Consider the following 26,301-nt stretch of genomic DNA (forward strand, 5'->3'; position numbering starts at 1 on the left):
TCGATGGACAAGCAGCCGACGATTCTCGTCACGGGTGTTAACGGCCAGGTTGGCTTCGAGCTCCTGCGGTCGCTGCAGGCGCTCGGCCGCGTCGTGCCGTGCGATCGGTCAAAGCTCGACCTGAGTGATCTCGACCACGTGCGCGAGTTCGTGCGCGAGCTGAAGCCGTCGCTCATCGTCAATCCGGCCGCATATACGGCCGTGGATAAGGCTGAAACTGATGTCGACATTGCGCGTCGATTGAATGCAGAGCTGCCGAGAGTGTTCGCGGAAGAGGCGGAAAGGTGCGGCGCGGCGCTGATTCACTTTTCGACCGACTACGTATTCGACGGTACGAAGGACGGTGTGTATGCAGAAACTGACGCGACGAATCCGCAAAACGTCTACGGACTCACGAAGCTCGAAGGCGAGCAGGCTATTGCGGCGACAGGATGTGCGCACCTGATTCTGCGGACCAGTTGGGTGTACGGCCGGCGCGGCAAGAATTTCTTGCTCACGATGCTGAAGCTCGGCAGCGAGCGTCCGGAATTGCGCGTCGTCGCCGATCAGATTGGCGCGCCCACCTGGTCGAAGACTATCGCAGTTGCAACGTCGCACATCGTTGCCCAAGCTGTCGTGGCTGGCGACGTCGACTGGTGGGCGAAACGTTCTGGCATCTATCACTTTTCGGCGGTAGGTGAGACTTCGTGGCACGGTTTCGCCGAGGCGATCTTCAAAGAGGCACTGGGTGAGCGCGCGCCAAAGGTAGTGCCGATTCCGGCGAGCGACTATCCGGTTCCAGCCAAGCGCCCGGCCAATTCGCGGATGGCCCTCAGCAAACTGGTCGATACGTTTGGTGTCTGGATGCCGGCTTGGGATGATGCGTTGCGGCTATGCCTCAGTGAGTGATTCGTTTGCGCCCCCTGCCGGCGAAGTAAGCGCAGGAATTGTCATCGTTTTCTACCGCCCAGACCAAGGATGCGTGGCACGGGCGAATCGTCTCGCCCGTATGTGGCCGTGCGTTGTCGTGGACAATTCCGAAGAGCGCGTGACGGCGACCGACCTAGGATTGGACTCCAGCATCGACTATCTCGCGAACGGCGCAAATCTAGGGATAGCGACTGCGTTAAATCAGGGTGTTGCTCGGTTGATCGCCAAAGGTCATACCTGTGCGTTGTTGTTTGACCAGGACAGTGAGCCATCGGCAGCCTTACTGACGGAGTTGCCGCGTACGCTTTTGGCCGAACGTGCGCGCGATGCGCGCGTGGCAATCGTGGGGCCGGCTTATGAAGACGCAAGGCTCGGTGGTGTGGCACCGTTCGTGCGTTTCGGTTGTCTGAAGCTGCAGCGTATCGTTCCAGTGGGCACCCAGCCGGTAGAAGTCGATTTTCTGATCACATCGGGGTCGTGCGTCAATCTGAGGGTCTGGCATCACATTGGCCCGATGGAGGAAGCGCTGTTTATCGACTTCGTGGATTTGGAGTGGTGCATCCGGGCGAAGTCGAAAGGCTACGTGGTATTGGGCGCGCCGGCGCTTCGCCTCGCCCATGAACTCGGCGGCGAGCCGGTGCGGGTGTTTGGGCGCGCCTATCCGGGGCATGGCCCTGTACGGCACTATTACATTTTTCGTAATGCCGTGGCGTTGATTTTGCGCGGCTATGTGCCATGGCGCTGGAAGTCGACCGAGCTGGTCAAGTTGCCTTGCCGGCTTGTGATCTATGGGTTATTCATGCGGCCGCGACTTACGCATTTGCGTCTGTCGCTGCTTGGCATTTGGCACGGTTTGATTGGGCGCGCGGGAGCGCTGTAGCGTCCTATCATCGGAATCCATTCAATTTTGAAAATCATTCGAGAAAATTAGTATGTTGACTGTTGCACTCGGAGACCTGAGACGAAGTCTTGTGTCCTGGCGATTGTGGACCCTGCTCGGCTGGCTGGAAATTCGGCAGCGCTATGCGCGTTCGCGTATCGGGCCGTTCTGGCTGACCATTAGTATGGGCGTGATGATTGGATCGCTTGGTGTCGTTTATGGCACGCTGTTTGGGCAGAATATGCATGACTATCTGCCGTTCCTTGCGTCGAGCATCGTGTTGTGGGGCTTGTTCTCAGCGTCGGTCACGGAAGGCAGCACCGCGTACATCAACGCAGCGTCGTATATCCGGCAGTTGGCAACGCCGAAGCTGATCTACATACTGCAGGTTCTGTGGCGCAATCTGATCGTAATGGCGCACAACGCAATTATCATCGTAGTGTTGATGCTGGTTTTCGGCATAAAGGACGGCGGGAAGACGCTGATTTTCTTTGTCCCGGCACTCTTGCTGTACGTGCTGAATATCATGTGGCTGTCAATGATCGCTGCACTGCTCTCGGCGCGCTTTCGCGATTTGCCGCAGATCATTGCGGCGTTACTGCAAGTCGCGTTTTATGTGACGCCAATCATTTTCCGGCCGGAAGCACTGAACAAGTTCAGAGTCATTGTCGAATGGAATCCGCTTGCCTATCTGATTTCGCTGGTACGCGATCCGCTAATTGGACAGATACCGGATGCGTTGACGTGGGGTGTGACGGGTGGAATGGCCGTGGTAGGTTGGGTCATCGCGCTGACGTTCACTGGCCGCTATGTAAAACGTATTCCGTACTGGATTTGAGGAGCCACGATGGCATTCATCGAATTGAAAAACGTGACCCTCGATCTGCCGGTGTACGGTGTGCAGGGTCGTTCTCTGAAAAAGCAGGTGATGCGCTTGGGGCGGCGTAACAGCATCGCCGAAGGGAACGATGGTGTCGTCGTTGTGCGCGCAATCAATGATCTGAATGTGCGCTTCGAACGAGGTGATCGGATCGGATTGATTGGGCATAACGGTGCGGGTAAGTCGACGCTGCTGCGCGTGATGGCCGGCATCTATACGCCAACAGCAGGCACCGTGACGCGCGAAGGACGAGCCGTGCCGCTGCTCGACATCAGCCACGGGATGGACGAAAACTCGACCGGCATGCAGAACATTCGGTTGCGGGGTCTGTTACTGGGCATGTCAGAAAATGAGATCCGCGAGAAACAGCGCGATATTGCCGAGTTCACTGAACTGGGCGATTACCTGGATCTGCCAATTCGCACCTACTCGAGCGGGATGCGGGTGCGTCTCGCCTTTGCGATATCGACAGCAGTGGATGCAGAAATCCTGTTGCTCGACGAAGTGATGGGCGTTGGCGATGCGTCTTTCATGCACAAAGCGGAAGCCAGGATGGCGGATTTGCATGGCCGTGCCGAAATCGTTGTACTCGCGATTCACGCGAACAATGCAATTCGCAAGATGTGCAATAAAGTATTGTGGATGGATCACGGCCAGATGCGTGCATTTGGGGACGTTGAAGAAATCGTGGCGCAATACGAGGTCGCAATGGGCGTTGCGTAGATGTTTTGATGGAGTTCCCGAAAATGCGTATTCATCCCAGGCCGGACCGATTTATCAGGTTAGTTGCTATTCGTTGATTGGCTGTCGAGGGCGTACAGAATACGCCGAGTTAAGTTGAATTTCCGGCGTTTTCTAGTCGAATATGAATTGTCCTGCTCGACGGGTACGACTGGAACCAGCTAATTGATTGGCATTTCATAGATGTGAGCGCTGAGGCGCTTGTCGGCGTTGGTTGGGTTCAATCCAAGCCAATATCCGTTGAGAGGACGAATGAACCCAAACAAGTTTCGCATCCTCCTGCTTGATACGAAGTTCCGCAATCCCAATCACTATATCTGCCTCGCGATCCTGAAAGCGCTCGGCCGATCCGCGGAGGTGGAATTCGTCGCCAAGGCAGGCCCGTTGGATGCGATGTCCGTTGCTAGTGCAAATCACTGCAATCTGTTCATCGCATTTGATGGCGAGGAACTTGATGCCACAATCTGCGCGCGCATCGCGGCGGTATGTGGGCGATCGGTGCTGTGGGTCACCGAAGATCCGTACGAACTCGAAGTCAATCAGCGGCGTGCGCAACTTTTCGATCTGGTGTTCACCAACGATTCTTCTAGCGTTGCAGCATACGGTGAAAAAGGTCGTCATCTACCGCTCGCGAGTGCACTCGAATTCCATTCGTTGCCAGTGCGCAGACCGGACTTACCGTTCCGCTACGATCTGTTCTTTGCGGGAACGGCATGGCCGAATCGAAGTGCGTTTATTCGTTCGGTCGTGGAGTGCATGCCGGAAGACTGGAAGTTCAAGTTCGCTTTGCCAACTAATCCGTTCCTGCCGCCGCACGGCGTCAAGTTGCCGGCGAGCATGTTGTCGTGGCGAACCTCTCCTGTCGATTTCGCACGCTTTGCAAACGCGAGCGCGATTACCCTGCTGTTGCCACGCGTGTTTTCGGCATCGCAAGGACGCGAGTATGCGGAAACGCCTCCGCCGCGTCTCTTCGAGGCAGCGCTTGCAGGCAGCGTGCAGATGGTTCACGAATCGTTGCGGGAAGTTTCCCTCGCATTCGAACCGGATAAGGAAATCGTGCTGTTTTCAACCGAAGATGATTTCTTTGCGAAAGCCAGGAAATTGATCCGGGATCGTTCGTACCGTGATGCGATTGCCGAGGCTTCGCGGCAGCGTGCGCTTGCGGAGCATCTCTACGATCACCGTGTAACTACCATTCTCCAACACGCGGGTGGCATAAAGAAGGCAGCATTGCACGTCGATAGGGACGATGTGCGCACAGTACTCTTTGTCGTCCACAACGTCGCGCACAGGGGTAACTTCGGCGGTGTCGAGGTCTATCTCGAACGACTGCGCAAGAGGCTTGGTCCAAAGTGGCGAGTGCTTTTCTATGTCGCAGGCAGCAGCGATAAAGACAGCTTGCTGCTCGCGGGCGATTATGAGCAGATACAGCGTTTCACATTCCGGCAAGAGTACTCGGCTGGCCTCCTCACATGTGCACAACGGGAAAGTGCACTGCGCGAGATCATCGTTAACCACAAAATCGACCTTGTCCATTTTCATCATTTTATTGGCCACGTCCCGTCTCTGATTTATGTTGCGCGACAGATGGGGGTGCCTAGTGCTTTTACGGCGCATGACTTTTTTCCCGTGTGCAATGAGTTCAATCTGATCTCGTTTAAGGGCGATTTTTGTGGTGCGCCAGATGTTACGATTGCCCAATGCGATGTATGCCTGTCGGAAAAGCGGCGCATCAAACCCGGCTCGCAGGCGCAGCGACGTGAATTCTGGAACGATGCGCTTCGATATGTCGATATGCTGATCTTCAACACCGAAGGCGGTAAGCAGACTTATTCCCGAACTTACCCTTCCGTACGTCAGCATTCCCGCGCGATAGTCCTTCCTGTGCCGATTCCTGACCGACCGGCGGCGCGCGGGCAGCGTGGCGGCGTACTGAAGGTCGCTGTGCTCGGCAATGTCACGTTGCAAAAGGGCGGTGATGTTCTGAGTCGCGTCTTTCCGATGCTCAAGGATGAGCGCGTCGAATTTCATGTTTTCGGACGAGTCGATCCTGAATATGCTCGGTTGGTGAGTGGTGCGAGGCCGAATAACGTTGTTGTGCACGGCAGTTATTCGATTGATGCGCCACCTGATGCCCTGCGCGAATGTGATGTGTCGTTGCACGTTTCGATCTGGCCGGAGACCTATTGTTTGACGCTTTCTGAAGCGTGGCAGGTCGGGCTCGTGCCGATCGTGACGGACATCGGTGCGCTCGGCGAGCGCGTCGTACATGGTGTGAACGGTTTGAAGGTCGCGCCGGGTAGTGAGGGTGCGCTGATCGATTCAATAAGGCGTTTGATCGACGACACCAGATTGCTAGAAACACTGCGCGCCAACATCTCGGATAATCTGTACGCGAGGCTCGAGCCTCATCTCGACGCGTTACGTAGCGAGTATCGGTCGCTGTTGCGTTTGCGCCAGCCTGCTGTCCCCATAGTCGAGCCGATTATGCATCCCACCCTTGCGGACATGGGTGTCGTGGTTCAATCGTCGAGTTGGTACCACGGGAATCACGAGGGTAGCGGCTTGTCGGGTGGTGTGGCCGGCCGTTTGATGTTCAAGGCGCGCCGTCTGGCGGCGTTCTATCGCCGCACAGGCTGGCGGCAAACTGTGCACGTTGTCGTCAATCGTATTCGCCGTTGAATTTGAGAGGTTTCATGCGAGTTCTTGTTTGCGGGGCATCGCCCGACGCGGTGAACAATAATTCGGTCCTGCGTGGTTACGTGGCGAGGGGCTTCAAGTCAGTTAGTGCGACCCTCGAGGTGCGCACGAGCTCGTTGGAGGTCGCCGAGCAGACCGCACGGGATTTTCGCCCTGATCTTGTTTTGGTGTTCGGTTCTTGCATGCCAGCGGGGGCGTACTACCTGGGGCTGAAGATGGCGACGCTGGAGCTTGGCGCGTGCATGGCCTTTTGGTTGCACGATGATCCGTACGAATTTGATGTCGCTGGAAAGATTATCCCTCTTGCCGATATTATTTTTTCCAATGACCGCTGGAGCGTTACACATTATGAACATCCGCGTGTGTATCATCTGCCGCTTGCCGCGGACCGGCACGCGCATTTTCGTACGCCAGTTGCGGCAAAGGCGCGAGATGTCTTTTTTTGTGGTGTAGGCTTTCCCAACCGCATTGCGTTGTTGCGCGATTGCCAGCCGGTGCTCTCAGGCCTGAATGTGGTCGTCAGCGGAGCCGAATGGCCTTCGGATATTTCGTTCGCAAGGAACGAGCGTATTCCGAACGTGGAACTGCCGGACTGGTGCGCGGGTTCGCTCGTGACGCTGAACTTGGGACGGCGCTTCAATCTTGCCAATAGCCGGTTCAATTTAGATGCCTCGACGCCTGGACCGCGCACTTTCGAGACGGCTGCCGCCGGAAGTATCCAGTGCATGTTTGTCGAAGGACTGGAAATCGAGGATTACTACGATGTGCGGGCGGGCGAGATTTTATTGTTCGATTCGCCGAGGGAACTGCGCCAGCATATAGATATGTTGCGGGATGATCCGAAACATGCTATGTCGATCGCGCTAGCGGCACAGGCGCGCACGCTTCGCGACCACACCTACGAAAATCGCGCAACACGTATCTTGGAGATTGTCGCGAGTGAACGTTTGGATGGTATCTAGTCGCATTGTTATCTGATTATCTGCTCTGAATGCGTGAATACTGCCTACAGCCGGTAGGCGCAGCCGAATTTGAAAAACGCTTCGTGAATCTTGGGTCGAAGCTCGAAGCGAATGCGAAGAGAACGAAAGTCGCCCGGCCATGTAAGAGCTAATTCCCCTATAGTGCCCGCCGATTCGGCGGACCCGGTGGGGGCGTAAGTTTCTCTACCTCCGCGCCCACCGGCTTCTCCGTCGCCGCGCCGGTCAAATCGTTCAATTTCACCCGCTCAGTCAGCGAACCCTTCGCGAGTGGATCGAGAGCCCAAGCTAACTATCAGGATCTGGAACTTCAACACGTGCAGTTGGAGACCGGGCTGGCGTGGCACTTTTGGATCGAAGGGCCAGTCGAATTCGGCGAGCGTGGGCTTCTCCTGGAGTCCGGATTGCTGGTAGCGTCGATCGATTGGCCGCGATTGGCACCGATCGACTGCTTTCTGCAAAATCGGCGAAGGGCAATATGAATTGCCCCCTATAAGGGCCGACGAATTATCCGGGCACGATCAACCAGGCAGAATGTGCAGCACTCCTATCAGGTCAAGAGCATCATCACTGTCTTTGGAAAACCACAAGGAAGCAATCGCCTGCATTCTCCCGGTAGCTGTGCGCGGGACGATAATAGATACTTGCATTGCCGTTCCCACGCGCGAAGTCCAGTCGCGAGAACGCGTCAGAGTCAAGAATCTCAAACCCGTGCTTCGCAGCTCGTTCTCTCCACCAGGGTAAGGGCTCCAGAGTTTGGTGCAACGGCCGGCCGTCTTCCGTGAATCCCCCATCCACTTGCGATATCGAGCAGGCAAACACACTGCCGGAATGCGTATGGAGCGCGAGGTTGGCGAACATACCCTCCACCCCCTCTGGCGTCAGATGCTCAAGCACTTCCCAAGCCGAGATCACATCAAACTGGTAGGGACGATTTCCCTCTTTGCCTAGTTCAAAGGGACGCGTTATATCGCAGGTAAATAGATGATCTCTCAGAAGGCGCCATTCGCCGCGTTGCTGCAGTCTGGAAATGTCACTTCCCTCAAGCCCTATGCCGATATGACCGCGCAGAATTGCATCCAGCACGATTCCGCCGGCAGAACATCCGATATCTAAAAAAGACAGCTGCTTGTCCGCACCAAAGAAGTCTTCGCAAGCACGTATGAAGCGCGGATGGCGCGTGTGATCGATAACCGTTCCGACCGGGTGAATGTGATCTGGACTGTCATAGGCAATCGGATTATCGGTGACACATTTGAACCCCTTCGAACTACTGAAGTTGATCTGTGACATCAACGCAATCAGAATATCGCGCTGTGCCCAATCGAGGTGACCATGCAACTCCGCTGCCGAGGTCTGCAAATCGGCCAGACGCGCGTCGCTATCTCCAAGTTGGTGCGAAAGTGCGGAGACGCGCTCCTGAATATCATTGATTCGCGCGTCGCTATTCGCGAGGCTCCCCGAAACACCTGAGACACGTCCTTGAATATCATTGATTCGCGTGGCGGCGTCTCTCGAACTTTGAGAAATTCCCGAAAGTTGACCTTGGATGTCAGCGGCGGCATTCGATAAACTGCCAACAGATGCTTCAAATGCCCTCATCTGGCTGCGGGAGATCTCCATTTGACTGCGAAATTCCGAAATCAGCTGATTGCGGAACTCAGAAACGTCCATTTCAATCCTGGTTGTCTTTGATAGCAAATGGGCGACGTTCTGATCCGTGCGGAGTAAGTTGTCTACAATCCTTGCTTTGATGGGGCGGTACAGTGGGCGCAGAATTCGTTTGACGCAGGCCCGCGCCCAGCTGTTCTGCAAAGCGACAGCCGAAACCAATTCAATTTCCGCAGGCGTTTCTACTTCTGCCGGCGGCGGCGCTTCCGCTGACGTGGTTATTTCTGCAGGCGCCGCAATTTCCGGTTCTGCTAGCGCAGAAGGTTCTGGAATCCACTCCAACGGATATTTCAACTCGTGAAGTAGCGTACGTGTCTCTGCGAAATCTTCGCTTGCAAAGCCGTACTCAGTAAAAATTTTCCGTTTTAGGAATGGTGAGCCATGTCTAAGAAGGGTATTCTGATAGCTTGATATATCTGCCCCGAATGGGATATTCAGGGTAGACCTGTTTATAAAAGGGGCAAATGAAAAATTATTATTCGATAGCAGTCTTCCGAGACCGATTTCGTATTTCAGGCAGATGTCGATCTTGGAGCTCTCGATAGCAATAGATTCGAAAAAGTCACGGAAGACTTGACTATCAATAACCGCCCGATTGAATGTCAAAAAATAGCTTTGCAGATGCCGCGTAACACCATAGTTCTCGGTGATGCCCCATGCGTCTAACCCCGCAGCATCCATGCGTTCAAATACTTTGCACAGATCGTGCAACGGCCCGTAATTACTATCATTGGCAAGAATAATCGAGTCATATTTTTCGATCTCGCGCCAGCCGAGACGAAAAATCAGCTTCTGCCAGGAGCCGAAATCATATTTTTCATGTGCCTGAGCCCAGCGCCCCCGCGAGATATCATCCAGCTTTTCCAACTCGCTCTCGTGTGCGTCATTCGCTGCCTGGTAATAAACGTCGGCGAATTTCGATAATTCTCGTAAATAATGCACTACATAGTCATCGATGCGATTAGCGGGACTATATCCTGCGAAAAGACACAAACGTTTCATTGCGCGACTCCTTTTCAGCGGAACACCTTGCTCCAGATCGGAAATACCCCAAACGCTCTAAATACATGGCGTTGCCCGCTGGTCGTCTTGCTCATCAGAGGCACTTTGCCGAGTGCATAGAGAGTCGTGCGCACGCTTTGGCGAGGTACTGTATGAAGACTGAGCAACGGCCAGGAGCCGCACAGGAAATAGCCGCGCAACTCGCCGATGCGCTGCCGGCGGAATGTCTCCTTGAAGGATCTCTGGTGAGTAGATTCCATCGGCACGACTTCCGCTTCCGCTATCTCAGCAGTTCCATTTTCAGCCCCCGCCGTCCCGTATTTCCGGTGCAGCTGCTCGGAACTCATCGTCCCGTTCCAGTTGCTACTGCCTTGATCCACACCCCGATAGAAAATTTCTTCATCCGTCATCTGGGAAATATCCCGATACCATGGCAAATGTCTTGCGGTATAGGGTGCGCCGGTTCTGAATGCGGAAAAAAAATCAGCATTGCGCCATTCCTTGCGTGGGCGATATAGCGCAAATGTCGTATCTACCGGCGCATTGTAAATGGTCATGTCGCCGCATTTTTCCGCCTTCTCATAGAAGCGTCCCTCCCATTTGAGAACATTGTCTTTTAATTCATAATGATTGGGAATATCATCAAGTTTGAGAGAAAATCCGATCTTGTTCTTGGTCGGATGCCTAAGCAGGGCATCGAGAAAGACGTAGAGAAAATCGGTCGGACATTCTTCTACAGGAAGAACGTCTGGATCGGTCAGTACGAAATAATTGTCATCAACGAGCTCCTTGAACTTCATGGAGTCAAACAACACCATGTGTTTGTAGTTAGAGCCCATGTAATGGACCTTGTGCTGGGAGTTGCGCAAATATTCTACCAGCGGCGGATACGATGATGCATTATCGATTATATGAATATTATCGAAGCCCGCTTTTTCGAAATAAGCGATAATAGTCCGTAGATAGCTGAGATGGTTAAATGAGATAACGAATATTGGAATCGCATTTACAATGTCTGCCGATAGGCGAATGAGGTCGCTTTTCGAAAATGGGTTGAGCTGGTGGAAAACCGAAACCAGTTCAAGAGGGGAGCACAAGTTTTTGTGCTTGATCGAGCCAATCAATTTGGCTAGCATCCCAACCCTTGTGGATTCTTCAATTGGGTCGCCCTTCAACATTCCGGTAACAATCTCGGCATCTGCCGGCGAAAGGCCGCCCAACAGATAGTCAATCATCCGAAGCTTGACGCCGACATCGAGGCCATGCATCTCATTCATATTGGCCATCGAGGCACTTTCATTGTGCCGCCGATAGTGGAGGAGGACTTCCGGTACGTTCGCGAGTTTTGTGACGCGAATAGCGCGCGACCAAAGATCATAGTCTTCGCTAAAACGCATCGATTCATTGTAGAAAAGCTCTTGCCTAGCAAAGAGTTCGCGGCGGAACATCGCGGTGGGATGACCAATATAGCATCCCATGATCAAATCGATGTAACGGACATTTTCCATGTGATTGTGGATGGCGTCGCCACCCATAAATTGCTGGAATAACGTGCCGCACACGCCAACATCAGGGTGTTCGTCGAGAAACGCCACCTGTTTGCCCAATCGGGTCGCATCAGCGATGTCATCGGCATCCATGCGTGCTACAAATTCACCCTTGGCTTCGCGGACAGCAAGATTCAAGGCCGCAGCGAGGCCTTTGCCGGGGCCATTCAATACCTTGATTCGAGTATCTGCATAACCGTAGATTATGCTCAAGGTATCGTCAGACGAATTGTCATCCACGATCAACACCTCGAAATCTGTGAAGGTCTGGCGCAGAATGCTGTCCAAGGCTTCCTTCAGATATTTTTCAGAGTTACGTGTTGGAATGACAACTGATACGCGAGGAGTTTTCATGGGCAGTGACGGGTTCATTTCAGCAAAATATCCAGCGTAGGATTCTTGTGGTGCAGAATTTGCGCTCACGGCGGGGCGTACTTTGATGCGCGCTATTACCCGGCGAAAATAATACGGCGCCCGACATTATCGAACTAAAAAGTGATGCGGTCTGATCGAAAAAGCTTTCTCAATGACGCAATGCGCATCTTCATTCACCTAAAAAAATTCCACAACGCTGGAATCCTGTGTTTTGCCAGTTAGCTCGATCATACTGTGCATGCGGCAGATTTTTGTGTGGCGAGCGTTCGCCACAGATCATAAATCAGTCGGATTGTAAAAAATAATCCTGCTGCCAAGTGGTTCGAATCCAAAATGGATTCGTCGCAGACCGAGTGCCCGCTCAATTGCTTCATGGCGCTCCGCCGGTGCGTAGAACATGAGAAATCCGCCAGCTCCGGCACCCAGGAGCTTACCGCCGAGTGCTCCATTTAATTTGGCTTTCTCATACCAATCGTCTATTGCGTCACTGCTGATTCCCGACGCGAGCTGCTTTTTTAGTTGCCAATTCTCATCAAGAATTTCACCCATTGAGTCCAGATTTCCGTCTTGCAGTTCGTTACGCAACTGATAAGTCAACGCGACCATGCGCTTTAACATTGTTTGCTTCGTAACGCTATCTGCCACATTGTAAGATTGCTCTTTGAGGATGCCGGAGGCACTACGAGCAATTCCCGTATAAAAGACAATAATGCTGTTTTCGAGAGATTCTCGAATGCTTCGCCGCAGAATCAGCGGAGTGACCAGGACGCTATCATCCTGGTGAAATTCAATGAGGCTCAATCCACCGTATGCCGACGCGTACTGATCCTGTTTGCCGATTGGTTCGCCACAACGTTCTATCTCGATCTCGCAACTGTCTCTCCCAAGTTGTTCGGCTGAGACGTGTCGACCTTGGAAGGCGGAAAGTACATTGAGAAGCCCCACGGTAAAAGCACTGGACGAGCCGAGTCCGGTACCCTGCGATGGAATATCTGCTGTACTTGTAATTTCCAGTCCCCCTGGAATTCCAAGCATCTGCAGTGTCGTACGAACTATCCGATGCTCGATGGCATCGACATGCTCGACTTCCTCTGTTTTTGAGTATGCAACACGAATGCCGCCATCGAATTTTTTATTGACACTTATATACATATACTTGTCAATGGCAGTAGATAGCACTGCTCCGCCGTGCTGTCGGTAGAAACTCGGCAGATCACTGCCCCCGCCGACAAAACTCATGCGTAAAGGTGTGCGACTAATGATCATTCTTTATGCCACAGAAAAAAGGTCGACATTTAACGTGTATTCTGATGCAGCTTTGACGATGTCAAATTCGTTCGCGTACTTCTGGTTTAACGCGATCAGATCAACATTGTTGCTTGAACAGTGACCAGTTAGCAGATCAAAGTCAGAGTGATCCTGCTCCGTTCGAGTGCTTTCGACGTAAAGGTACCGCGTACGCCGGCATTTCTGCCATTCGGCCCTAAATGCTGTAACGCTTTCCAAAATTAGCACGTCGTCAGCTGCCACGGAAAGGTTGCTGGGCGCCAGCCCTTGCTTGTCGCGGGTCGCTGGTATTTCAATTTCCGCTGCTTCGCCGTTTAGCCAACCTTCTAAAGCCGCCAATGCGGTATCGGAGTCTGCTGCATTGGAGCCAGGGTGTTCCTGAGCAATGAGCCAACGATCAGCCGGCAGCAATTGTGCTCGGACTCCTCTTGAGGACAATTCTGCCTTCAGGACTTCCGCAATGACGGACTTTGCGTTGCTAACTCTTCCTCCAACGAAAATCAGGTCGCCGGGCCGGATTTCTCCTATCATCGCCGACATGTGATCTACCAGTCGGGGATATATCTCCACGATAAATTTTGCTGCTGCCCGAATATCCTGGCAGCGAAAATTTGGTGTCACGGAGTATTTCCCATCGGCGCCGCCTTCGCCTGTCGCCACGAGAATTGAACGCAGTCCGGCTCGCTGCGCCGCCAGGACGTCGGCGGTACTGTCGCCAATCATCCATGATTTCGCGGAACTAATATTCATGTCATCAATTGCTTGGCGGATCATTCCAATCGCCGGTTTCCGGCAATTGCAAACCATCTTCAGCGCGGTGACCTCGCCGGGAAATCCAGCGTCCGGGTGGTGAGGGCAGTAATACAGCGCATCTACGTATGCACCTGCTTCACCCAGCCGGTTTTCGAGTCGATCATGGATTTTTCGTAGGCCTTCGACGCTGCACTCTCCGCGGGCGATTACTGGCTGGTTTGTCACGACGACCACTCGATATTCGCTATCGTTAAAGTGTCGGACGGCCTCTGCCGCACCAGGTAATAAGGTCAAATCCTCAGGGTGCCTGATATAGTCGCGCAGGACATTCAAAGTGCCATCCCGGTCGATGAATATGGCTTTCTGTAAATGTTTGCGACTGGCTCGCTCGACTACACCTGTGCGAAGGTGCGTCTCGGCCTTATCCAACCTCTTGGGTGTCCCAAGATCTTTGATGTATTCGAAGCTGGCGTAGCCGTTGATGCTCGTGCCTGCGGCCAACATGGCTGGGAATAAGTCTTTCCCAAAATCACAGGGGGCTGAAAAGTTTTGCCATGGTAAAAGTGCTTCTTTCTCGATCACATAGAAGGCGGCGTTTACGAGATTCCGGAGTTCCGCGCCTTGAGGGTGAGGGTATCCGTGGAACGCCACGATTCGACCGGACTCGTCCAGTTCGACAAGATCCGAATCTGCTGGGTGGTCATTGGGGTGCAAAAGGAGCGTGACCTTCGAGGAGGATGCTTCGTGCGCAGCTAGCATGCATCCCACGTCGATATCGAACAACGTGTCCCCATAGACGACTAAAAATCGATCCGCCAACTCATCGAGGCAGGCCAGTAGGGCGCCGGCTGTGCCGCGTGGCTCGCCATCGTCAATCAACCTGACGCTACAGGTGAACTGTCGGTCATCGAAGAAAGCTTGAATCTGATCCGCCGCGTGATTAACTAGCACGACGACATCGTCGACGCCGTAGCGCGTCAACGCGTTTATCTGCCGTTCGAGCAGAGGAACGCCGCAGACATCCACTAGCGGCTTTGGACGACCTTTCAGGCGCTCAGCTAGACGAGTGCCTTTGCCTCCAGCGAGGATTACGGCTTGGACCAATTTCTTGACTCCTCGCACGCGATCTGATCAATTGCACGGCGGACGGCCTCGATGGAACTCAGCTTTGGCGTCCAACCGGTATTTGTGAGTCGTTCAGTAGAGTATCGGAAGCGCGGTACGTCGCCGATCCAACCACGGTTCCCCTCGCCAAAGCAAATATTGGCACTCGGTGACACTCGGTCCCGAACAAGCTCAGCGATTGTTCGCACCGTAACCCCATCATCCTTTGGTCCGATATTGAAAACTTTGTAGCGACCGGGCAGTTGGCTCACGTGACACATTGCGTCCACCAGGTCGTCAACGTGTAGATAAGCCTTTTGCTGTGTGCCGTCGCCAAGAACGTCAAGGCGATCAGGAGTAGCCTTAAGTTTCCGAATAAAGTCGACGATCACTCCATGGGTGGCCGGAACCCCAATTACATTGGGAAATCGGAAAATATCGGCCCGAGGAAGGAAGGCTTCGACTGCCGCACGGATCTGCGCCTCTGAGGCGAGTTTCATGGCGCCGTAATTGGAGATCGGAAGCAGGGGTCCAATGTCTTCGTGAATTTCTCGATCCCCCAAGTCGCCATAAATCGCTGAACTGGACGCAAAGTGCAGTTCCGGAATAGAGTGGCGGCGCATGACATCCAGTACTGCAAAAGTCGTTTGGAAGGTGCGATCGCGATCGATGCGCGGGTCCGCAAGCCCAGCCGGGATGTCGGAGTTGGCGGCCAGATGCCAAACATGATCGATTTGTGCGCCGAGCTTGTCGACGGCGCTTGACAATGTGTCTGCATCTCCGCAGTCAAGTTGCTCAAATGCAAACCGCGGGTGCTCGTTGAATTCGGCTAGTAGTTCGCGCTTACCCCTCGACAGGTCATCGATGGCGAGAATAGCGTGCCCTTCGTTAAGCAGGCGGCGTGCGAGGTTGACCGCCACGAAGCCGGCCCCCCCAGTAATCAAATGGAGGTTCACAGGATAATCGAATTAGTTAACAGCATCGGGCTAATAAGAGTTACGGGCAGCAAAGAATGATTCAGCCGCGATGCTAGAATTTTAGGGAGCCTAGAGCAGACGTATCTACGAGATGACTATGTCTCAGATATTGAGCCAAAATGTGCATTAGCGACTGATGCACGTCTTCCACCACGCCATAGTTCTCCATATCTACGTGGAGGCTAATGTCCGCAATACGTGCAGCCTCGCCGCCGCTAAAACCTGTCATTGCAATGGTGCTCATTTTCATTTCGCGAGCCGTTTGCAATGCTTTAATAATGTTCGGCGAAGCCCCGGATGAGCTTATCGCAATCAATACATCTCCTTCAGAAGCCAAAGAGGTCAATTGATGTGAAAATATCTCATCCGTCCCGATGTCGTTTGCGATCGCTGTAATCAGTTCCACTGTCGCGGAAAGGCTATTGACCCGCGGTTTGAGCCAGCTATTGGTTCGAACGCCCTTCATGCAGTCGCAGACCAGGTGGTTCGAGATTGCCGCAGACCCCCCGTTTCCACACGAGTAGATCATTGCGCGCTGTCTGGATTTTTCCGCCAGCAGCATTCCTGCGGCCGCGATCGAACTGCGGTCTATGGACTCGACCGCTTTGCGGAACCTTTCGAAGTAGGCGTCTGCGTATCGACCGGCGTCTTCGAAAAGCTGGTCAGGAAAGAGCAGGGAAGTCATACAGGATTCGCTTGCATAAGAGATTAGCCTTGGATGTCAGACAACACCCCCCAGTTCCGCCAACTTATCAGCAACCTATTATTCTCGATCGTTTGCGGGTTTTCCGCAAGGTTCCGAGTGGCGCGAGAGCGCATACTATTGCGCAACCTCGGGATATGTACAAGTCAGGGTTGCAGTTTCCCCTGCGAAGTTCGGGCGTTGCCTTGTTCTGATGCGCCATGTCTGCGGCGTCCAACCCTACAAGCCCTGCAAGTAGCTACCCACATTCTGTGCGTGTCACTGCGGCGAGTGCCGGATGTAGATATGACCGACCCGCTGCCAGTCAATTACATGACACAACGCAAGTAGCTACCCACATTCTGTGCGTGTCACTGCGGCGAGTGCCGGATGTAGATATGACCGACCCGCTGCCAGTCAATTACGTGACACAACACCAGACGAAGGCTTGCACCGGTTCGAGCTGAACGGATGTCGGCTTTCCCGATCGTACATTCGCCAACTGCCTCGATGCTGACCTTGTCGGTGGCTCTCGACCATTACGTTGCGCCGCACCTTGCACGCTCATCGGTTGTGCCGATCAGTTACAATTGCAGGCCATATTTTCTCTCGAGAGGTGTCTTGCGCTGTCAAGATCGGCCTCGCAGCGAGCCCTCCGTTTTTCTCACTTGCGCGCAGTCGATTTCCGCATGAACGCTAAAGGCGCGTCGTTATCTCGAAGTGTCGGCCTTTCCGCCTCCATCGTCGTTTTCAACCCGGATGAGCCTCAACTACGGCAAACGCTGGCGAGTTTCGGGGCAGCTTGCGAGTTTTTGCGCGCGGGCGTGCCCGGCTGCACGGTTGCGCTGCTCCTTGTAGACAACGGGGGGCTCGGAGACGTACGCGACGCGACCGATCGACTCGGTGAGCAAGGTATAGTCTGCACGCTATACACTGGGCACGGCAACGTCGGCTACGGGCGCGGGCACAATCTTGCAATCGCGCAGCCTCTAGGTCGCTATCACCTTATCCTCAATCCCGATATTGACATGAGTGCGGACGCGCTGGCTAAGGCGATCCAATTCATGGAATCGCACCCCGACGCGGGGTTGCTAACGCCCGCGATATTCGACGATGCAGGCGAGATGCAATTCCTCTGTCGCCAATATCCGACATTGATCGACTTGTTTGTGCGTGGCTTTCTGCCGGCATCGATGCGGCGCTTTTTCGCGCGGCGGCTCGCGCGTTATGAAATGCGCGCTCAGATCAACGGTCGCGACACGGTTTGGGATCCGCCGATCGTGAGCGGTTGCTTCATGCTGTTCAGATCGGAGGTGCTGAAAAGACTCGGGGGATTCGACCCCCGATATTTCCTCTATTTCGAAGATTATGATTTAAGCCTGCGGGCGCATGACGTGGCGCGTGTCGCCTACGTGCCGTCGGTGCGCGTGCTCCACCACGGCGGCGGCGCTTCCCGCAAAGGCTTCGCGCACATCCGCATGTTCGTGGCGTCGGCTTTCAAGTTCTTCAACCGTTTCGGATGGAAGTGGTTTTGAGCAGCATTCTGGTCACCGGCGCGAGCGGTTTCGTCGGCCGCTCGGTGTGTCGCACATTGACGGCCAACGGCCACGACGTCACAGCGCTCCTTCGGCGTGCCGGCACGCCCGTTGACGCGGCACGCGAATGGACACATGGCGGGGCGGATTTCGCCGGCCTCGCCGAGGCATGGCCACGGGAACTCGTGCCGGACTGCGTCGTGCACCTTGCCGCACGCGTGCATGTGATGAACGATACGGCGGCCGACCCGCTCTCGGCCTTTCGCGCCACCAATGTGGAAGGCACGTTGCGAGTAGCACGTGCCGCCCGCGAACGCGGCGCACGGCGCCTGGTGTTCGTAAGCAGCGTGAAGGCGGCGGCCGAGTTCGATGTTGGCGTGCCGCTTGCCGAATCCATGCCGCCGGCCCCCGATGACGCGTACGGCATCTCGAAACTACAGGCAGAAGAGGCGCTCTGGCAATATGGCGAGCAGAGCGGTCTCGAAATCGTGATCGTGCGGCCACCGCTCGTGTATGGTCCCGGTGTCGCCGCGAACTTCCTTCAGATGATGAAGGCATTGTGGCGGCGCCTGCCGCTCCCGCTCGGGGCGGTCGATGCGCGGCGCAGCCTCGTGTACGTCGAAAATCTTGCGGATGCGCTCATGCGCTGCGCCACGGACCCGCGTGCTGCAAACGCCTGTTTCTACGTTCGCGACGATCAGGATCCGTCGGTAGCTGAGTTGCTGCGTGCGCTGGGGTACCATCTGGGCCGTCCGGCACGGCTCCTTCCGGTGCCGGTATTGCTGTTGCGCGCAGCTGGCATCCTGACTGGGCGCGCCGCGCAAATAGACCGGCTGACCCAGAGCCTGAGAGTCGACGATTCGAGCATCCGCAAGACGCTCGGCTGGACAGTTCCCCATACATTGGACGAAGGATTGGCGGCGACGGCGCGCTGGTTTCGCTCCACCCATTGAACTAACGGAGAGCGTTCAAGTAGATGTTGCACGCACCGATGTCGATATCCCTATGCGCTGCGGCCACCGCAGTCATTTGCGCCGCGTTGTGCGCGGCGGTGCTCGGCGTGCTGCTCAAGACGGGGCTCGCGTGGCGCCTCGCCACCGATATTCCAAACGAGCGTTCGCTTCACGAGCGCCCGACGCCGCGTGTGGGCGGGTGGGGCATAACGCCCGTGGTTGTGCTGGCGATTCTGCTTTTGACTCCGTCGTTGTGGTTGATCGCTGCTGGCACAGCTTTTCTGGCCGCAGTGTCGCAGATCGACGACCGCCGTGGCTTACCCGCGCGCGTGCGTTTTGCTGCGCATTTCGTCGCCGTGCTGGCGTTGATCGTCGTCTATCCGGCCCCGGTTCCCTGGTGGTGTCTCGTGGGTCTGGCGTTTTTGATGTTGTGGCTCGTCAATCTCTACAATTTCATGGACGGTTCGGACGGCCTTGCTGGCGGCATGGCGCTGTTCGGCTTCGGTGCGTACGCGATTGCGGCGCTGCTCGGTCCGACACCGATGCGTGAACTGATCTGGTCGTGCGCTGCCGTCGCAGGTGCGGCGGCCGGGTTTTTGTTTTTCAATTTCCATCCCGCGAAGATATTTCTTGGCGATGCAGGGTCGATTTCCACCGGCTTTCTGGCCGGCGCCCTTGGCTATTGGGGCTGGCGCAGCGGCGCCTGGCCGATCTGGTTCCCCGCGCTGGTGTTCTCGCCCTTTATCGGCGATGCCTCCATCACGCTGGTCCGCCGGCTCCTGCGCGGCGAAAAATTTTGGCAAGCGCACCGTGAACATTATTATCAACGCATGGTTCGCCTTGGGACCGGTCATGCGGCCACGGCACTGACGTGGTATCTGGTCATGTTTACCGGCATAATACTTGCTCTTTGGGCCTTGGCATTACCCACGGCCCTGCAGTGGGGGATCGTTGCAGGTTGGGCTGTCGTTCTAGTTCTGATGGGCGCGGTCATTGACATGCGCTGGCGCCGTTTCCAGTCCCTCACCAGACAACCCTGAGGTCGAACGCTGATGCTCCGTAATAAAGCCTCCTGGCTCTCGTTCAGCGCCTTTCTCTTCGATGTCGGCGCGGTGGCCGCTGCATGGCTGACGGCTTATCTGTTGCGCTTCAACGCGTCCGTGCCGACGGAATTCTGGCACGGTGCCATCGACAACCTCGTCTGGGTGTTGCCGGTCTATGCCATCATGTTCCGCGTTTTCGGGCTCTATCGCGGCATGTGGGTCTTCGCGAGCCTGCCCGATCTGATGCGCATTTCAAAGGCGATCGTTTCGGCCGCGCTTATCGCGATGGTGATCTCGGTCATGCTGCAGCCGTCGCCGATCATTCCGCGCTCGGTGCTGATCGTGTCGCCGCTGCTTCTGTTTTTCGTCATGGGCGGCGCGCGCGCTCTCTATCGCGCGACCAAGGAATTTTATTTGTATGGTGGCCTTGTTGCGCAAGGCAAGCCGGTGATCGTCGTGGGTGCGGGCGGCGCCGGCGCGAGCCTCGCGCGCGAGTTGTCGCGCTCAGCCGAGTGGCGCCTCGTAGGTCTGCTCGACGACGATCCGGCCAAGAAGGGGCGCGAGATTTACGGCTACAAAGTGCTAGGGCCTATCAGTGATATCGAACATTGGGCCGCCACGCTGCGTTGCGAGTTCGCCATCATCGCTATTCCTTCCGCATCGGCCGAGGTACAGCGCCACGTCGCTTCGCAATGTCTGCGCGCGGGCGTGAACGCGTTGATGCTGCCGTCATTGACCGAACTCACACCCGGTCAGGGCTTTCTGTCCCAAGTCCGCAACATCGACCTAGAAGATCTGCTGGGCCGCGACGCAGTCACCATCGATACGCCGCACGTTGAGGCCCTTTTGGGTGGCCGTGTGGTGATGGTAACGGGAGCGGGCGGCTCGATTGGCTCGGAACTCTGTCGCCAGATCCTGCGTTTCGCGCCGGCGCAACTCGTCGCACTTGATCTGTCCGAATACGCGATGTATCGGCTCACGGAAGAGATTCGCGAGCGTTTCCCCGAGCTTTCCGTGGTGCCCATCATCGGCGATGCGAAGGACGCGCTGCTGCTGGACCAGGTAATGGCGCGTTACATGCCCTACATCGTGTTCCACGCGGCGGCATACAAGCACGTTCCGCTGATGGAAGAACTCAACGCATGGCAGGCGATCCGCAACAATGTGCTGGGCACGTATCGTGTGGCGCGGGCGGCGATCAAGCACCAGGTCCGCCATTTCGTGCTGATTTCGACCGACAAGGCCGTCAACCCGACGAATGTGATGGGGGCGAGCAAGCGTCTTGCGGAGATGGCCTGCCAGGCGATGCAGCAGACGAGTGAGCGCACCCAGTTCGAGACCGTTCGCTTCGGCAACGTGCTGGGCAGCGCGGGCAGTGTGATTCCGAAGTTCCAGCAGCAGATTGCGAAGGGCGGCCCGGTGACCGTTACGCATCCGGAGATCACGCGCTTCTTCATGACGATTCCCGAGGCTTCGCAGCTTGTGTTGCAAGCGTCCAGCATGGGACACGGTGGCGAGATCTTCATTCTCGACATGGGCAAGCCGGTCAAGATCGTCGATCTCGCGCGCGATCTGATCCGTTTGTATGGCTTTACCGAGGAGCATATCCGCATCGCGTTCACGGGCTTGCGTCCGGGCGAGAAGCTCTACGAGGAACTGCTTGCCGACGATGAAACGACTACGCGCACGCCGCATCCCAAGCTGCGCATTGCTCGGGCACGCGAGGTGCCAGAGAATCTGCTCGACGAACTGCTGCTCTGGCTGATGCAGCATCGCGTGCCCAATGACGATGAAGTGAGGCGGGATTTGCGTCGCTGGGTGCCTGAGTATCAGCCGGCGAGCGCGCCGAAGTTGCTAAGTGTGAGTACTCCGGCGGCGCGAGCGACCGGCTGAGTTCGGATGCAAAAAAGCGAGGACGGGTTGGTCCTCGCGTGGTGGGGCGGCAGCTTGTGACCGCCCCTTTTTACTCAAACCCCCGCGGATTCCCCTCCTGCCAGCGCCAGTGATCGACGCACATGCGCTCGATCCCGAACTGTGCCTTCCACCCGATCAACTTTTCCGCCGTCGCGGGATTCGCATAGCACTCTGAGATATCGCCTGGCCGGCGCGCGACGATCTCATAGGGAACGGGGCGGCCCGACGCCTTCTCGAACGCCGTCACGACTTCGAGCACGCTGTAACCCTGCCCAGTCCCCAGATTCACGACAAAACCCTCACCGCGCGCGGCGAGCGCATCCAGCGCCTTGAGGTGGCCCTGCGCGAGGTCGACCACGTGAATATAATCGCGCACGCCAGTTCCATCCGGGGTCGGATAATCGCCGCCGAACACGCGCAGCTTTTCGAGCTTGCCCACCGCCACCTGTGCGACATAAGGCATGAGGTTGTTCGGAACCCCGGCCGGATCTTCGCCGATCAAGCCGCTCTCATGCGCGCCCACTGGATTGAAATAGCGCAGCACTGCAATGCGCCAAGTCGGGTCCGAAATCTCGACGTCGCGCAGGATCTGCTCGGCGATCAGCTTCGATTGACCATACGGGTTCGTGGCCGAAAGCGGGAAGCTCTCGTCGATGGGAGAGCGCTCGGGCACGCCGTACACAGTCGCGGACGAGCTGAACACGAACTGCTTGACGTCATGCTGGCGCATGACGTCAAGCACCGCGAGCAGGCCGTCGAGGTTGTTGCGGTAGTACTCGATGGGCTTGGCGACCGATTCGCCCACGGCCTTGAGTGCCGCGAAGTGGATCACGCCGGTGATCTTGTGCGCTTCAAAAATACGCTTGAGGGCCTGCGCGTCCCGCACGTCCGCTTCGTAGAAAGCGACCGGTTTGCCAGTGATCTGCGTGACGCGCGCCAGCGATTCCTGGCGGCTGTTGACGAGATTGTCGACGGCGACCACGTCGTAGCCGTCGTTGAGAAGCTCGACGCAGGTATGCGAGCCAATGTAGCCCGCACCGCCCGTGACGAGGATCGTGCCCTTGGAGTTCGTTGGTGCCATGTTGTTTTCCCGAGTTCCCTGAATTCGTTCAAAACGTCAATCCGGTCAACTCCCGGATCAGTTCCCGATAGCGTTGTACCACAACCTTTTCGTCGAATTCTTTCGCAATTTTTTTTCGGCCCCGCTCAGCCATGGCGGCGCGCGCAGTTGGGGCCATATCGAGCATGCGCGAGAACGCGGTCGCCAGCGATGTCGCATCGCGCGCCCCGCAGAGCAGGCCGTTTTCGCCATCCGTCACCACTTCTCGGCAGCCGGGCACGTCGGTCGCCACGATCGGGCGGCCCATCGCGCTGGCTTCCATCAGCGTGCGTGGCACGCCCTCGCGGTATGACGGCAGGACGACACAGTCCGCGTCAGCAATATACGGGCGCACGTCGGGAGTCTCGCCCAGATACTCGATCACGCCTTCGCGCTCCCACGCGGCGACTTCCTCGCGCGTGATGGCGCTCGGGTTGTCCACGCCAACGGGGCCGAGCAGGCGAAACCGCGCATGCGGAAAGCGCGCGCGCAACTGGCGCGCGGCCTCGACATACTCACCCACGCCCTTGTCCCACAGGAGCCGACCGATCAGCACGAACGCAAACTCGTTGCGCTCGGACAGCGGTGTAAAGGTGTATTCGTCCAGATCGACGCCTTCGCCGTGCAGTAAGCGTGCGCGTTCCGGATGCACGAGCAGGTTCTCCTGCTTGAAGGCGGTTTCGTCGTCGCGATTGAGGAACCAGACTTCGCGCGGGAAGCGGAAGGCAAATCGGTAGAGGCGCTTGGCGACCTGCGCTGCGCGGCTTTTCTGAATGAATACGTAACCGAGGCCTGTTGTGACCGCCACCGATGGCACGCGCGCGAGCCAAGCCGCAACCGAGCCGTAGATATTCGGCTTGATCGTGTAATGAAATACGACGTCGGGCTTGAGCGCGCGATAGTGCTTGAAGAGGGCGAGCAGCGTGCGCAGGTCGTCGAGCGGATTCGTGCCCTTCGAAGCGACGGGGAGGTCGACGCAGTTGCAGCCCATCGCCGCAAGCGGCTCGAACGTGCGGTCGCGCGGTGCAATCACGGTGACTTGCGCGCCGGCTGCGTTGAGTGCGCGCAGGAAGCCCTGGCGGTACGTGTAGATCGCCCACGCGGTGTTGCAGACGAGGGCGACATGCAGGCGTCGGGCGTGGCCGGTTTGCCGGGCGTTATTGGTGGCGCGGGAATTCACTGGCGGAACGATTCGGGAGCGTAGCAGAATGCATCCGGTGGGAGGGCGACGCGCCGGTGTGGCGTGCACGCGGCGGAGTGCAGCATTCTAACCGACCTCACTCACGCAAGATCGGTTAGACGCGATGCTACGCAAACGGGCCTTCGTGGAAATCAGTCCCGCGGCCGACGATACGTCTCAGGCTGCGCCGAGCGGTAGCTTCTGCAGAATCGCGTCAATGCAGGCTTGCTTGCTCATGAGATCCGTTTGCACGTGCACGTCGACATTTGAAGGCGGCTCATAAACGGATCCGATGCCGGTGAATTGACGGATCGTGCCTTGACGTGCGAGCGCGTAGAGACCTTTGACGTCACGCGCTTCCGCGACTTCGATCGGTGCGTCGACGAAAACTTCGAAGAATTCGTTCTCGCCGAACAGCGCGCGTGCCGATTCCCGTGCCGAGCGAATGGGCGAGATGGTCGCGACGATCACGATGAGGCCGGAGTTAACCATCAGCTTCGCAGCCTCGGCGGCTCGCCGGATATTTTCGCAGCGGTCGGCATCTGAAAAGCCGAGATCTTTATTCAGGCCGAGACGAAGACTGTCGCCGTCGAGCAGTGCCGTGTGCATGCCTCGTGCATGCAAATTCTGCTCGAGCATATTGGCGAGCGTGGACTTACCGGCGCCCGATATACCCGTCAACCAGACGACAAATGCGCGCTGCCCCTTGATGCGTGCACGGTCCGATGGCTGGACGCTCGTCGGACTTTCAACGACGATTTGATCTGGCTCTCGCTTCATTGTGGTCTTCAGGCTTCGCGTCGTCGAATGCTTACTCCGGAAGGTATTTTAGAGTTATTTGTAAGATTTTGTAAATTTTGCTTTAATGACTTTGTTACATGAAATTACTCGTTTGGTAATGCAAACGTTTGCGCCTGTGGGCGTTGTTTTCTGCATGAATCCGCCTCACGCCGAGCTTCCCGAGAAAGGGGCGCCTGTGCTACGCCCCATGGAAATTACGAACTCGTGTGGCCGTAGTTGTCGTCAAAGCGGACGATGTCGTCTTCACCAAGATAGGTTCCCGACTGCACTTCGATGAGTTCGAGAGGTGGACTGGTTTTCGCCGAGCAGGATTTCCTCTTTGTCATTGATGACGAGCGCGGTGCCCTTCACAACGATCCAGTGTTCGGCGCGATGGTGATGCGTTTGCAGGCTCAACTGGCTGCCCGGATTCATGAGGATGCGCTTGACCTGGAAGCGGTCGCCCTGGTCAAGGCCTTCATACGAACCCCAGGGACGAACCACGCGGCGGTGCGTGACCGATTCCTGACGACCCGAAGCGTTGAGCCATCCAACGACTTTCTTCACGTCCTGTGCGCGCGATGCGCGACCAGCACGGCGTCCGCGGTTTCGACGACGACAATGTTGTCGAGACCAATGGTGGCCACCATGCGTTGTGCGGCTCGAATGTACGAATTCGTCACGCCTTCCGCGAACACGTCGCCGATCAGCGTATCGCCGTCTTCGTTGCGCTCGGCGATTTCCGCGAGCGGGCCCCACGATCCGATGTCGTTCCAGCAGAGATCCGCGCCAGTGACCATGGCGGCGCGCTCCGTGCGCTCCATGACGGCGTAGTCAACCGAGATGTTCGGGCTGGCGGGCGAATTCCGGTTCGAAGCGACGGATGTAACCGTAACCGGTGTGCGGGCTTTCCGGCGCGATACCGAACGTCAAGAGGAATTGGTCAGCGGCGGTGCGGGAGGCTACCTGGGCGGCTTTTGCCAAGGCCGGCTCGTTGAGGATCACGCGGTCTGAGGGCAGCAACGAGCAGCGTTTCATCGTTTCCGAGCGGTTGCGCAAGGTCGGCATCAAGCCGGCGTCGGTCATTCTGTAGCCTGTCGCGCGCAATGTTCGAGACAATGATCGGTGCTGTGGTGTCCGGAATGCTGGCGAGGCGCAAAGCGGTCTGCTGGACGAGGGACTGGTCCCTCGCGAGTTGCAGATACTGCTTGGGATAACCGTCGCGCGACATGGGTCAAAGGCGCGTGCAGCTACCACCACACAGAATTACCGGATGAATTTTCATAAAGGAGAGTCCTGAATTGCCTGA

General features: G+C 56.3%; 19 protein-coding genes and 2 pseudogenes. 10 read left to right on the forward strand and 11 right to left on the reverse strand.

Going from position 1 to position 26,301, the window contains the following annotated elements; translation table 11 throughout:
• Positions 1–3: 3 nt before the first annotated feature.
• From rfbD to P5W99_RS03210, 6 genes are all read left to right on the forward strand, one after another.
• Entirely contained in the window at positions 4–888 is an 885-nt protein-coding gene (rfbD, locus tag P5W99_RS03185; RefSeq protein ID WP_434661744.1) for a dTDP-4-dehydrorhamnose reductase, read from the forward strand.
• A 118-nt stretch (positions 889–1,006) separates the two neighbouring features.
• Positions 1,007–1,789, forward strand: a complete 783-nt coding sequence (locus P5W99_RS03190; protein ID WP_434661746.1) for a glycosyltransferase family 2 protein — start codon at positions 1,007–1,009, stop codon at positions 1,787–1,789.
• Positions 1,790–1,841: 52 nt separating this feature from the next.
• The gene (locus P5W99_RS03195) at positions 1,842–2,627 is read left to right on the forward strand and encodes an ABC transporter permease (RefSeq protein ID WP_434661748.1); all 786 of its coding nucleotides are present in this window, start codon (positions 1,842–1,844) and stop codon (positions 2,625–2,627) included.
• Positions 2,628–2,636: 9 nt separating this feature from the next.
• Entirely contained in the window at positions 2,637–3,392 is a 756-nt protein-coding gene (locus P5W99_RS03200) for an ABC transporter ATP-binding protein (protein WP_434661750.1), read from the forward strand.
• 270 nt (positions 3,393–3,662) lie between these two features.
• A complete protein-coding gene (locus P5W99_RS03205) occupies positions 3,663–6,092 on the forward strand; it encodes a glycosyltransferase family protein (RefSeq protein ID WP_434661752.1) in 2,430 nt (809 codons plus the stop codon).
• A 14-nt stretch (positions 6,093–6,106) separates the two neighbouring features.
• Positions 6,107–7,072 carry a CgeB family protein gene (locus P5W99_RS03210; protein WP_434661754.1) on the forward strand — a complete coding sequence of 322 codons (966 nt, stop codon included), beginning with the start codon at positions 6,107–6,109 and terminating at the stop codon, positions 7,070–7,072.
• 323 nt (positions 7,073–7,395) lie between these two features.
• Here the strand turns inward: P5W99_RS03210 and P5W99_RS03215 are convergent.
• The 7 genes and pseudogenes from P5W99_RS03215 to P5W99_RS03245 all read right to left on the reverse strand — a co-directional run.
• Positions 7,396–7,554, reverse strand: a pseudogene (locus tag P5W99_RS03215) (ATP-binding protein); the annotation flags it as partial.
• 103 nt (positions 7,555–7,657) lie between these two features.
• Positions 7,658–9,763, reverse strand: a complete 2,106-nt coding sequence (locus P5W99_RS03220) for a rhamnan synthesis F family protein (RefSeq protein WP_434661755.1) — start codon at positions 9,761–9,763, stop codon at positions 7,658–7,660.
• Between the two features lie 14 nt (positions 9,764–9,777).
• Positions 9,778–11,682: a glycosyltransferase family 2 protein gene (locus P5W99_RS03225; RefSeq protein ID WP_434661757.1), complete on the reverse strand. Its 1,905-nt coding sequence runs from the start codon at positions 11,680–11,682 to the stop codon at positions 9,778–9,780.
• A gap of 279 nt (positions 11,683–11,961) precedes the next feature.
• A complete protein-coding gene (locus P5W99_RS03230) occupies positions 11,962–12,951 on the reverse strand; it encodes a GHMP family kinase ATP-binding protein (RefSeq protein WP_434661759.1) in 990 nt (329 codons plus the stop codon).
• Positions 12,952–12,954: 3 nt separating this feature from the next.
• Positions 12,955–14,829 (reverse strand): HAD-IIIA family hydrolase, encoded by a 1,875-nt coding sequence (locus P5W99_RS03235; RefSeq protein WP_434661760.1) that lies wholly within the window; start codon positions 14,827–14,829, stop codon positions 12,955–12,957.
• Positions 14,814–15,749 carry an NAD-dependent epimerase/dehydratase family protein gene (locus tag P5W99_RS03240; RefSeq protein ID WP_434661762.1) on the reverse strand — a complete coding sequence of 312 codons (936 nt, stop codon included), beginning with the start codon at positions 15,747–15,749 and terminating at the stop codon, positions 14,814–14,816. Before P5W99_RS03240 ends, P5W99_RS03235 begins: the two co-directional genes overlap by 16 nt.
• 109 nt (positions 15,750–15,858) lie before the next feature.
• Positions 15,859–16,491 (reverse strand): D-sedoheptulose-7-phosphate isomerase, encoded by a 633-nt coding sequence (locus P5W99_RS03245; RefSeq protein WP_434661764.1) that lies wholly within the window; start codon positions 16,489–16,491, stop codon positions 15,859–15,861.
• Positions 16,492–17,177: 686 nt separating this feature from the next.
• Here P5W99_RS03245 and P5W99_RS03250 point away from each other — a divergent pair.
• Genes P5W99_RS03250 through P5W99_RS03265 form a run of 4 tightly spaced genes read left to right on the forward strand, consistent with a single transcriptional unit; the run spans position 17,178 to position 21,912 of the window.
• Positions 17,178–18,023, forward strand: a complete 846-nt coding sequence (locus tag P5W99_RS03250; protein ID WP_434661765.1) for a glycosyltransferase family 2 protein — start codon at positions 17,178–17,180, stop codon at positions 18,021–18,023.
• Positions 18,020–18,976 (forward strand): NAD-dependent epimerase/dehydratase family protein, encoded by a 957-nt coding sequence (locus P5W99_RS03255; protein ID WP_434661767.1) that lies wholly within the window; start codon positions 18,020–18,022, stop codon positions 18,974–18,976. Before P5W99_RS03250 ends, P5W99_RS03255 begins: the two co-directional genes overlap by 4 nt.
• Positions 18,977–18,999: 23 nt before the next feature.
• On the forward strand, positions 19,000–20,016 hold the full coding sequence (locus P5W99_RS03260; protein ID WP_434661769.1) for an MraY family glycosyltransferase: 1,017 nt from the start codon (positions 19,000–19,002) through the stop codon (positions 20,014–20,016).
• 12 nt (positions 20,017–20,028) lie between these two features.
• Positions 20,029–21,912, forward strand: coding sequence for a polysaccharide biosynthesis protein (locus tag P5W99_RS03265; protein ID WP_434661771.1), 1,884 nt, complete (start codon positions 20,029–20,031; stop codon positions 21,910–21,912).
• Between the two features lie 70 nt (positions 21,913–21,982).
• On the opposite strand, the gene galE is transcribed toward P5W99_RS03265, so the two are convergent.
• The 4 genes and pseudogenes from galE to P5W99_RS03285 all read right to left on the reverse strand — a co-directional run bounded on the left by galE (position 21,983) and on the right by P5W99_RS03285 (position 26,223).
• Positions 21,983–23,014 carry a UDP-glucose 4-epimerase GalE gene (galE, locus tag P5W99_RS03270; protein ID WP_434661773.1) on the reverse strand — a complete coding sequence of 344 codons (1,032 nt, stop codon included), beginning with the start codon at positions 23,012–23,014 and terminating at the stop codon, positions 21,983–21,985.
• 28 nt (positions 23,015–23,042) lie between these two features.
• Positions 23,043–24,161, reverse strand: a complete 1,119-nt coding sequence (locus P5W99_RS03275) for a glycosyltransferase family 4 protein (RefSeq protein ID WP_434662405.1) — start codon at positions 24,159–24,161, stop codon at positions 23,043–23,045.
• A gap of 228 nt (positions 24,162–24,389) precedes the next feature.
• Positions 24,390–24,992 (reverse strand): adenylyl-sulfate kinase, encoded by a 603-nt coding sequence (cysC, locus tag P5W99_RS03280; RefSeq protein ID WP_434661775.1) that lies wholly within the window; start codon positions 24,990–24,992, stop codon positions 24,390–24,392.
• Between the two features lie 215 nt (positions 24,993–25,207).
• A pseudogene (locus P5W99_RS03285) lies at positions 25,208–26,223 on the reverse strand (sugar phosphate nucleotidyltransferase).
• Positions 26,224–26,301: the final 78 nt, after the last annotated feature.

This window comes from Paraburkholderia sp. A3BS-1L (assembly GCF_051125215.1).
GTDB lineage: Bacteria > Pseudomonadota > Gammaproteobacteria > Burkholderiales > Burkholderiaceae > Paraburkholderia.